This is a genomic window from Paraglaciecola sp., assembly GCF_030730205.1.
Lineage (GTDB): Bacteria > Pseudomonadota > Gammaproteobacteria > Enterobacterales > Alteromonadaceae > Paraglaciecola.
The window spans coordinates 1-10,150 of sequence record NZ_JANQVQ010000142.1 but is presented as its reverse complement, the minus strand read 5'-3'; the positions used below and the strand labels follow the sequence as shown (position 1 = coordinate 10,150).

General features: G+C 43.4%; 8 protein-coding genes. 4 read left to right on the top strand and 4 right to left on the bottom strand.

The features are described 5' to 3' along the window. Positions 1-1,245 (top strand): TonB-dependent siderophore receptor (locus NWQ57_RS09985; RefSeq protein ID WP_306022006.1); only part of this gene is annotated, 1,245 nt, incomplete at its 5' end. 130 nt (positions 1,246-1,375) lie between these two features. Here NWQ57_RS09985 and NWQ57_RS09980 read toward each other — a convergent pair. Genes NWQ57_RS09980 through NWQ57_RS09965 form a run of 4 tightly spaced genes read right to left on the bottom strand, consistent with a single transcriptional unit; the run spans position 1,376 to position 7,533 of the window. Then, positions 1,376-1,906 (bottom strand): cob(I)yrinic acid a,c-diamide adenosyltransferase, encoded by a 531-nt coding sequence (locus tag NWQ57_RS09980; protein WP_306022005.1) that lies wholly within the window; start codon positions 1,904-1,906, stop codon positions 1,376-1,378. 43 nt (positions 1,907-1,949) lie between these two features. After that, positions 1,950-3,422 carry a CsiV family protein gene (locus tag NWQ57_RS09975; protein ID WP_306022004.1) on the bottom strand — a complete coding sequence of 491 codons (1,473 nt, stop codon included), beginning with the start codon at positions 3,420-3,422 and terminating at the stop codon, positions 1,950-1,952. Then, positions 3,422-6,934, bottom strand: a complete 3,513-nt coding sequence (gene mfd / locus NWQ57_RS09970; RefSeq protein WP_306022003.1) for a transcription-repair coupling factor — start codon at positions 6,932-6,934, stop codon at positions 3,422-3,424. Before mfd ends, NWQ57_RS09975 begins: the two co-directional genes overlap by 1 nt. Beyond that, a complete protein-coding gene (locus NWQ57_RS09965) occupies positions 6,934-7,533 on the bottom strand; it encodes a PilZ domain-containing protein (protein ID WP_306022002.1) in 600 nt (199 codons plus the stop codon). Before NWQ57_RS09965 ends, mfd begins: the two co-directional genes overlap by 1 nt. 154 nt (positions 7,534-7,687) lie before the next feature. Between NWQ57_RS09965 and NWQ57_RS09960 the strand changes: the two genes are divergently transcribed. The 3 genes from NWQ57_RS09960 to NWQ57_RS09950 all read left to right on the top strand — a co-directional run bounded on the left by NWQ57_RS09960 (position 7,688) and on the right by NWQ57_RS09950 (position 10,059). Continuing rightward, positions 7,688-8,899 carry a lipoprotein-releasing ABC transporter permease subunit gene (locus tag NWQ57_RS09960; RefSeq protein WP_306022001.1) on the top strand — a complete coding sequence of 404 codons (1,212 nt, stop codon included), beginning with the start codon at positions 7,688-7,690 and terminating at the stop codon, positions 8,897-8,899. A 149-nt stretch (positions 8,900-9,048) separates the two neighbouring features. After that, entirely contained in the window at positions 9,049-9,609 is a 561-nt protein-coding gene (locus NWQ57_RS09955) for a phosphoribosyltransferase (RefSeq protein ID WP_306022000.1), read from the top strand. Positions 9,610-9,669: 60 nt separating this feature from the next. Further along, entirely contained in the window at positions 9,670-10,059 is a 390-nt protein-coding gene (locus NWQ57_RS09950) for an MmcQ/YjbR family DNA-binding protein (RefSeq protein WP_306021999.1), read from the top strand. The last annotated feature ends 91 nt before the right edge of the window (positions 10,060-10,150 follow it).

The window sequence follows — 10,150 nt, the reverse complement described above, 5'->3', positions numbered from 1 at the left end:
GGCGGTGATGAAGCTTCGTATTCTGCTGGCCCTTATGCTTTGCCCGATCCTTGGGGATTTTGTGAAGACGGCGCTGCAACGGCTGCGGGTTTAGGCGTTATTGCTAATGGTTCAAGCTTGGATTGTGCAAATACAGCAGATGCGGTTTATCAAGTGGTTGGTGTGGGTTCAAACGGCTTCCCGGGTTATTCGCCTGAGTATTCAGGCAAATACGAGCGCGATATGGCTGGCGTATACGTTGATGTAAGTTCTGACGTTTCTGAATCGTTGTTTTTACAAGGTGCAATGCGTTATGAAGACTACTCGGATTTTGGTTCAGAATTAGTGGGTAAAGTGGCTTTTAGATACACACTAAATGACGACTTTAATCTGCGTGGATCTGTGGGTACGGGTTTTAGAGCACCAACACCAGGTCAGCAAGGTACCACTAACGTGTCGACTCGTTTACCTAATGGTTTACCTGTTGCAACAGGTTTGTTTCCTGCAATCAGCCCAGTTGGTCAAGCCTTAGGTGCAGAGCCGCTGTCACCTGAAAAGTCTTTAAACTACGCCATAGGTGTTACAGGTAATGTCGATGCCTTGAATATCACCTTAGACTTTTATCGAATTGAGTTAGAGGATCGTTTTTACGCCGTATCAACTTTGGATGTATCGACAGATCCAACGAGTGGCGATGCGTACCAAAACTACTTAAAACTTGATGCAGCAGGCGTTGCTGGCGCAAACTCAATCGGTGGCGTTAACTACTTTCAAAATGCCTTCGATACGGTTACTCAGGGTATGGACTTAGTGGCAACTTACACCTTTGATGATACGGTTTTCACCACGTCATTAAACTATAACAAAACAGAAATTGACTCTGATGCTTCTGACTACTTAAATGCAGAAGATCAATTTGATGTAGAAAATGCCACGCCCGACTGGCGCGCGGTTATCTCTGCAAAACACAATTTCGATATGTTGAGTATTTTAGTGCGAGCCAATATTTATGGTTCTTACGAGAATGCAATTAACTCAGCGGCCACCACCATTCAAGAATATGGTTCAACGGTATTCTTTGATGTCGAGGCTAAGTATCAACTTACTGAAGACTTGAGTATCGCGGCGGGTGCGCGCAACATCTTTGATGAATACCCAGACAAAGATACCGGCGGTGATGACTGCTGTGGTAACGTTTACTGGTCAAGCAACATTGTTGACTGGCAAGGTGGTTATTACTATGCACGTTTAAACTACACGTTCTAATTTTTATTCAGACGCTGTCTAAATAAATATAAAAAGCCTGCCACGTTAAACTTGGCAGGCTTTTTCCGTTTTAGGGGCTGGCTTATTTAATTTCAGATGCTGAATATTACGTAAACGCTATAAAGAGGGCTCACACTTTAACATCAGATAAGCCAAGTTCATGATTCAGACTGCGCGCGACCACAAAAAAGTAGTCAGATAAACGATTAATAAACTGCAAACACACTTCAGGAACAGGGTGCTCTACCAGTAAGGCAACCAAGGTACGTTCCGCTCTACGCGCGACGGTACGACAGACGTGGGCTTGAGATGCAGCCATACAACCACCCGGTAAAATAAACGATACTTGAGCAGGTAAAACCAATTGCAGTTGGTCAATGTGGTGCTCAAGGCTTGCTACATCCTGTTGATTTAATTTACTTGTAGCAGAAACCGCAAAGCCAATTTGAAATAAACTCTGTTGAATGGCGGGTAACTGACTTGCCACAATGGAGTGAGGATGTGATTGCGTAATGTAACTAGTTAATAAACCCACGTGAGCGTTCAACTCATCAAGGGTGCCATAACATTCCAGTACTTGATCATCTTTGCTCAGTCTAACAACTTTATCCGCGTAGATTTGGGTTTGGCCTTTATCGCCGCCCTTAGTGTAAATTTTCATATTATTCCTTACTGCGAAACAGACTTATAACTGGTAATTAGGATTAATTACTGTTTTCAGGCTGATGTGGATCGTCCGGCCATTGATAGCGGGTGATATAGACCACCATGCCAAAAAGAGGATGATCGAAATAATGCAGTTGTTTGCTGATCACTCGCTTGAAATGTTTGACGTTGATGCTTTCGAGCTTATTGGCTTGGGTGTTTTGTTCTCCTAGCAATATCGTATTCTGTGTATTGGCTTTGTGTTGTAATGCGGCGTCAAATACGGGCTGTCGATAATCAAAACGACTGTCGATGTGCAAATACGGAGTGCGCCCTACGTTTTGCAAGTAGACCTTTAGCTCACCATCAAGCTGCCAAATCTCATTATCTCGCTGGTACACATAGTTAAGGGGCTTGTCGTTAGAAGATTCTGTTTTAGCCGTGACAAAAAAGGTTTCGAGATCTAAGGGCTCGTCTGACTGCTCTAATTGGGCATAGATATCGGCAAATAAGGCTTGATTGGCCATCATTGCCGCCCCCGTATTGTGATCAGCCAACTCTTGTTCACTCAGCGACGACAGCTCATCAGTAGGTTGATAAGGACTGTCTTGTTCTCTAAGGGCGTTATCGGCTTTTAAACGGCCCTCGATGGTAAAGGTTTTGCCGTAGTTTTGCCCCGCAAATAAACGTAGCGCTTTGGCCTTATTGCGGCCAAATTTCACCTCTTGTCGCCAACCAGCATAAAGTAAAGGCTGAAGGTCCCGTTGACGATTGATGCTGTTATATAAATTGCTTAAATTGAGCTCGCTTTGTGGAAGTAAAAAAGCCTGACCTTTGTGCTGCAAGCTACGACCATTGATTTTAACTGGTACCTTGGCAATATTTTGCAGGGAATTGGGATTTTCTGGAGGCGCTTTAAAGGGGTTTGCCAGTAAGGTCAGTTGCTCTTTAAATACACATGGAAGCTGCTTGGGTATTTGCCACTCCAGCCAATTTATCGATAAATCTTGTGCAACATATTCACTCTCGTTGCTTGCACGATTATCTGCAACAGGCAGCGTTTTGTTAAGAGCAACTTGCTGCGGAGGATTTACTACATTTGTTGCTTGTGTGGCAGCTAAGCTCGTGCTGTCATTGGCGCTCGCTTGCCCTGCTTTTATCTCTGTATCTTTCGGTGCAGGAAATATAAATCCTGTGTCGATTTGCTTTTGTTTTTCAGCACGACTTGATGCTAAGCAAAACGGCAAACCTGCTCGCAGATAGCTTAAGTCTGGACGTAAATACGGCGTCAGTAAATCCAAAGCGTTAGTCGGCTCTGCACTTATCGCTTGATGAGCAAACTTTTCTGATAAGGCGCTTAAATTTGAATCATGTTTGAAGATGATCACTTCAACATCAAACCACCAATCTTGCTCAGCAGCTAAGACATGATGATGGCATAAGCCGAAAGAGAGCCCTAGCAACAGCATCTTTGCCGCCTGTTTTAAGGGCGAAACCGGCACATATAAGGGAGATTGTTTGACTGAAGACATTAAGCGACTCTTGTTTGTTGGCTAAATTGCGTAAGCATATCTGAAACTAACTTAAGTCTATCTGCCCCTGATTGAGTAGGCACGTTAAATTTCAATTTTTGCGGGCCGTCTAATTTATAAATACGAGGTTGTGACTGAATAAGCCGTATAATAAAACCCGGATCAATCTTGGTTTGCTGTGAAAATTCAACCACACCACCAGTAGGGTAGGCCTCTACTTTATTGATACCAATGACTTTGGCTTGCAGTTTTAAATGGGCAATAGTTAACAGATTTTTAGCCGCCTCCGGTAATAGTCCAAACCGGTCGATTAGCTCTATTTGCAACTCGTTAATAGAGCGCTCGTCTTTGCAGCCAGCTAGTTTTTTATACAAGGAGAGGCGCGTATTCACATCACCAATATAATCATCAGGAAAAAGCGCCGGTATACGTAAATCAATATCGGTTTGGGTAGATAAGGCGTAATCTAGAGAAGGTTCGCGCCCTTCTTTTAAGGCTTCTACCGCTTGCTCTAGCATTTCCATATACAAGGTAAAACCAATACTGGATATTTGGCCTGACTGGTCATCCCCCAATAATTCACCGGCACCACGGATTTCTAAGTCGTGGGTTGCTAAGGCAAAACCTGCTCCTAAGGTCTCTAAAGACGAAATGGCATCGAGGCGTTTTCCTGCGTCTTTAGTAATTCGTTTGGGATGAGGAGTAAGTAAATAAGCGTAAGCTTGATGGTGTGACCGTCCAACACGACCGCGTAATTGATGCAATTGCGCCAAGCCCAGATGATCAGCCCTGTCCATGACAATGGTATTGGCTGATGGCACATCAATACCCGTCTCAATGATGGTGGTACATAGCAATACGTTAGACCGCTGGTGGTAAAAGTCAGTCATGACTTTTTCTAATTCCCGTTCTCGCATTTGCCCATGGCCAATGGCGATACGCGCTTCGGGCACAATTTGGGCGATTTCTTCAGCTACTTTTTCAATGGTGTCTACCTCATTGTGTAAGAAGTACACCTGACCACCACGTAAAATTTCACGCATGATGGCTTCACGAATTATGTCATCGCTGCGCTGTTGCACAAAGGTTTTAATGGCTAAACGTTTTGCGGGTGGCGTGGCAATAATAGATAAATCGCGCATGCCACTTAACGCCATATTTAAGGTTCGTGGTATCGGTGTGGCTGTGAGGGTAAGAATATCGACATCGGCTCGCAGTGCCTTAAACTTTTCTTTTTGACGTACACCAAAGCGGTGTTCTTCGTCGATGATCACCAAACCTAAATCTTTAAATTTAATGTCGTCTTGCAGCAATTTGTGGGTTCCCACCACAATATCCACTTGACCGGCTTTTATCGCTTCTACAGTTTGTTTACTGTCTTTACTACTGACAAAGCGTGACAGTACTTCAATTCTAAACGGCCAATTAACAAAGCGGTCTTTAAAGTTTTCATAGTGTTGCTGAGCAAGTAGGGTAGTAGGCACTAAAATAGCGACTTGTTTGCCTTGATTTGCCGCTAAAAAAGCGGCGCGCATGGCCACTTCCGTTTTACCAAAGCCCACATCGCCACACACCAATCGGTCCATGGCATTAGTAGAGCCCATATCTTGGATAACGGCATTAATGGCTTTTTGTTGGTCGAGGGTTTCTTCAAAGGGAAAACTGTCACTGAAAGCCTGATATTCATCCCATGCTATTTTGTAAGCGAAACCAGGTTTAGCGGCGCGCTGGGCATATACGTCGAGTAATTGCGCGGCCACATCACGCACTTTCTCAGCCGCTTTTTTCTTGGCTTTACTCCAAGTATCATTACCTAAGTGGTGCAGCGGTGCGTGCTCGAGGTCGCCGCCACTATATCGACTGATGAGGTGTAAAGAAGCAACCGGCACATATAGCTTGGCTTCTTTGGCATATTCAATGGTTAGATATTCCGTGGTAACACCACCGGCATCAAGTGTCTGCAAACCTAAATAGCGGCCCACACCATGATCAAGGTGCACCACAGGTTGGCCGATGGCTAATTCTGCCAAATTACGAATAATGGCATTTTCATCAGTGGCTTGGCGTTTATCACGTAAGCGGCGTTGGCTGATTTTATGGCCGAGCAGTTCAGTTTCGGTAATAAATACCACGGACTGTTTGCCGTCTTGCAAGATGAAGCTGTGCTCTATTGAGCCAACAGTAATCCCAAGTGGGGCGTTGTCAGTAATAAAGTCGTTAAAGTGGCTAAAGTTCTTAGGTTTAATATTGGCCTTGGCCAGAATTTCGAGTAAACCCTCTCGCCGACCTGCTGATTCGGCACTGAATAACACCCGCAGTTTTTGATGCTTCCATTGCACCATTTTTTCTTTTAACGATGACCAAGGCTCTTTTAACTGTGGTTTCAGTCCAATGTCGCCAATCGCACTGGTACTAAAATGAAAATGGCCACTTTTGCTATCCGCATCCACTGGGGATTTACTGCTGCTTTGCTCGATGGTGACACGGGGCCATGTTTTAAAGGCGGCAAATAGCTCTTCATTACGCATAAACAAGTCAGCAGGCGGCAATAATGGCCGAGCTAAGTTAAAGCGTAACTGCTCATAACGTTTATTCACATCGGCCCAATATAAATCGCACGCAGCGCTTAAATCGCCCAACATCATCACCAGCGTATCGTTATGCAAATAATCAAATAAGGTTGCGGTTTGTTTGAAAAATAAGGGCAGGTAGTATTCGATTCCGCCGGGCATTAAGTTTTTGCCTACCTGATAATAAATCGATTCTTTGCTGTTATTGGCGTCAAATTTTTCAAGGTATTGTTGCCTGAACAACAGGCTCGAGTCTTTGTCTGTGGGGAATTCACGTGCGGGCAATAAACGAATCTCTGCCACTTTGTCACCCGAACGCTGAGTTTCAGGATCAAAGTAGCGAATGCTATCTACTTCGTTATCAAATAAGTCTATCCGATAGGGCTGGCGACTACCCATTGGATAAAGATCGATAATACTACCTCGAATTGAAAACTCACTGTGACTCATTACTTGATTAACATGCAAATATCCGGCGCGCTCTAAGCCAGAGCGAAATTGATTAATATCTAGGGTCTGACCGTTTTTAAGCAGTAATAGATATTTACCAATGTAGTCGACTGGCGCCATGCGCATCATCAAAGTATTGATGGGCACAATAAAAATACAACGTTCGTTTTGGGTGAGTCGATATAGGGTTTCAAGACGCTGTGAAACAATATCTTGATGGGGCGAAAAACTGTCATAAGGCAGGGTTTCCCAATCAGGAAAAAGCTGCACCTCAATCTCAGATTGGAGTAAAAAGTAATCTAACTCTTTTTCGAGCTTAATGGCGCTGGGCGTATCCGCGGTCACCAATAACAAGGGGCCACTAATTTGTTCGGCGGCACTGGCAATAGACAAAGCCAAACTGCTGCCGTGCAAATTACGCCAGTGAATAATGTCGTTTTTTTGTTTTAGTTTATTGGCCGGTAGTGGTGGAGTAAATATACTTAAAGTCATTAATGTTGTTCGTTCTTTTGTTGCTTGAGTTTACGCAAATTAGCGGCTTGTAAATGCAAACTGGCGCGAACCAGTAAATCTTGGTCTTCTTCTCGAATACAGCTGTAAATCATCGAAACATGATGCAATTCGTCAATCAGTTCATTCGCGATAACTTCAGCAAAACAAAAAATGGCCGCTGATTCTTCAGGAATAAAGATTTTCAGTTCAACCTGCAGACCCACATCTAAGGCTTGTTTACTTTTGATAATGATCCCACCGCCTCCAAACTTATCGCTGCTGTAATTTAGCGCAGGGTCATCTTCGTGCTTCAGGATCAAAGACATCATCAAATCAATTTTACGGCTTTGATGATTTAAGTACTCTACCAATTCGCTCGCATGATCAGATAAGCCCCGCAGGTGGCGTAAACTTTTGTTATCAATGGCTGCCAATTCGCTGGCAATTTTAAACGCATAGGGCATGTGTTGCGGCAAATCAATGGGCTCAGGTAGGGTAAAATGACTGTCTAATACTCGCATGTTCACGTGAAGATCATGTTTAATCATGAAAAACTCTTCAAACTGCTGATGTTTCTGCGCCAAGGTCAAATTTCGCATTAATGCTCCTAGTCACTGCTCGTCATAGACAAGCAATTGGTTTAGTTGCTTGTGGGAGTCAAAACAAGCACGTATTATTCATTAACATTTACTCTATACCAACAGTAAACCACTAATTATGTTTTATTTTTTGTTAAATCGAGTTTCACACTAAATGTATTACCCTTTATCAGCCTTCATTGGTTTACGATACGCAAAAGCCGCCAAAGGTAGTCACTTTATTGCCTTTATTAATTTATTTTCGGTGATAGGCATTGCTTTAGGGTTGATGGCCTTACTGACCGTATTAGCGGTAATGAACGGTTTTGAAGCTGAATTGAAACTACGAAACTTAGGGATCACTCCGCATATCTTGGTGCAACATGAGGATACTCAACGAGACACCCCTCAAGATTATACGGCAATTGCAGAAGTAAGGGCTCAAGCCGAACAAATAGATTATGAGGGTTTAGTGCAATCTCCCTCAGCCTTACAAGGTGTTATGGTGCAGGGCATTGACCCGGCGGTCATGAATCAAAACTCAGTCATCGCCAATAACCTATTAGTGGGCAGTTTAAATAACCTTGTTGCAGGTCAATATGGTGTAGTTATTGGGCATGCTTTGGCCCGTAAATTAAATTTAACCATCGGTGAAAAAACTCGTCTGTTTGCCGCTAAAAATAGTTTTTTTGGGCCTTTTGGCCGCACATATAACCAGCGTTTATTTACGGTGGTAGGGGTGTTTGATATGGCTTCTGCTTTAGATGACAAAGTGGTGTTACTCAATATCGAAGATGCCGCTAAGTTAATTCGTAGTAATGTGCAAGATGTCAGTGCAACCCGTTTATTTTTGCATGACGCGTTTACTTATTTACCCATCGTGCAGCAATTAAATGCAAAGGGACTACGCACCACAGATTGGCGCACGCAGCAAGGAGCTTTGTTTGATGCGGTCAAGATGGAAAAGAATATGATGTCCCTGATGTTACTGCTTATTATTGCGGTGGCGGCTTTCAATATTGTATCGGCGCTGGTCATGGTCGTCACTGAAAAACAGGGGGATATTGCCATATTGCTCACGCAAGGAATGACGCGCAGTAAGGTCATGCAAATTTTCCTGTTTAATGGCGTGTACAACGGTATTAAAGGCACCGTATGGGGCTTGGCGGGGGGATTGTTACTGGTATTTCAATTAAATAATATTATCGAGCTATTTAACCTGCCGATTTATCTTGGCCCTGATGGTCAAGGGTTACCCATTCAACTTGAATGGCAGCAAGTGTTAGTGCTGGTTGCTACGTCTTTGGGCTTGTGCTTTTTGGCCAGCCTTTATCCGGCATTTCGTGCAGTAAGAGTCGAGCCAGCCTTAGCCCTTAAATACGAATAAACGCTGATTCAGCAGCCTAGCGTGTTTTTTTCATAATTGCGTCACAAAGTACGCTTACTTAGGGTTATAATGCGCGATTAATTATTGTTTTATGCTTGGTAATGAGCGAAGCAATCCGTCTCAGCAGGCACATTTAAAGGTTAGATTTCATGGAAAAAACGTTTATCACCGCACAACAATTACTTGAAGACTCTTTTCGTGTTGCAGCCCAAGTATATGAAGATGGCTTCAGACCCACCTTTATTATAGGCATTTGGCGTGGTGGTGCACCTATTGGTATTGCGGTACAAGAATATTTTGATTTTAAAAAAGTGGTCACTGATCACATCGCAGTTCGTACTTCTTCGTATTACGGCATCGACCAGCAATCTAAAACCATTAAAGTGCACGGCCTGCATTATTTGATTGAAAACGCCAATGCCGACGATACCTTATTAATTGTTGATGACGTGTTTGATTCTGGCCGCAGTGTTGATGCGTTAATTAAGCAAATTAAAAAGTTGTCTCGCGCGAACATGCCCCACGATGTGCGCGTGGCGACGCCCTATTACAAACCACAAAATAACAAAACCGATATCGTGCCTGACTACTACGTGCATACGTCTGATGAGTGGTTAGTTTTCCCTCATGAAATCGACGGTCTAACACCAGATGAAATACTTAACGGTAAAAAAGACTTGGTAAACGTGATGCATTTGTTAAAGCAGTAATCGTCTATCATTGCAAAATAATCGTTAGCAAATAGGGCAGGTGACTGCCCTTTTTTATGGATGGATATGATGGAATCGATAAAAAGCTATTTACTCAACAAACCTAAGGCGAGTGAAAACTTCCCCTTTGGCGCAGGTGTTAGTGTATTTAAAGTGAATCATAAAATGTTTGCCTTGTTATCCTTGGGTAATATCGATAAACAGCATCCTGAAAAACCACCGAGTTGGTGGTTAAACTTAAAATGTGAGCCACAAGAAGCGTTGATGTTACGGGATATTTTTCCGGCAGTACGCCCTGGCTATCACATGAATAAGTTACACTGGAATACCCTCATCCTCGATGGTTCAATCCCGCAGGGCGAAATTGAACGGATGATCGATAATTCATTTATGTTGGTGGTAAACAACATGAGCAAAAAAGATCAACAAGCTATATTGCTGCATCTGTAAGGCTAAGGTGGCAGTGTGTGCAGTTTGGCACAGCAAGGTCAGTTGTGCATAAACGCTACCTTGAGGCGCTAATCCTATGTTGATTCTGATG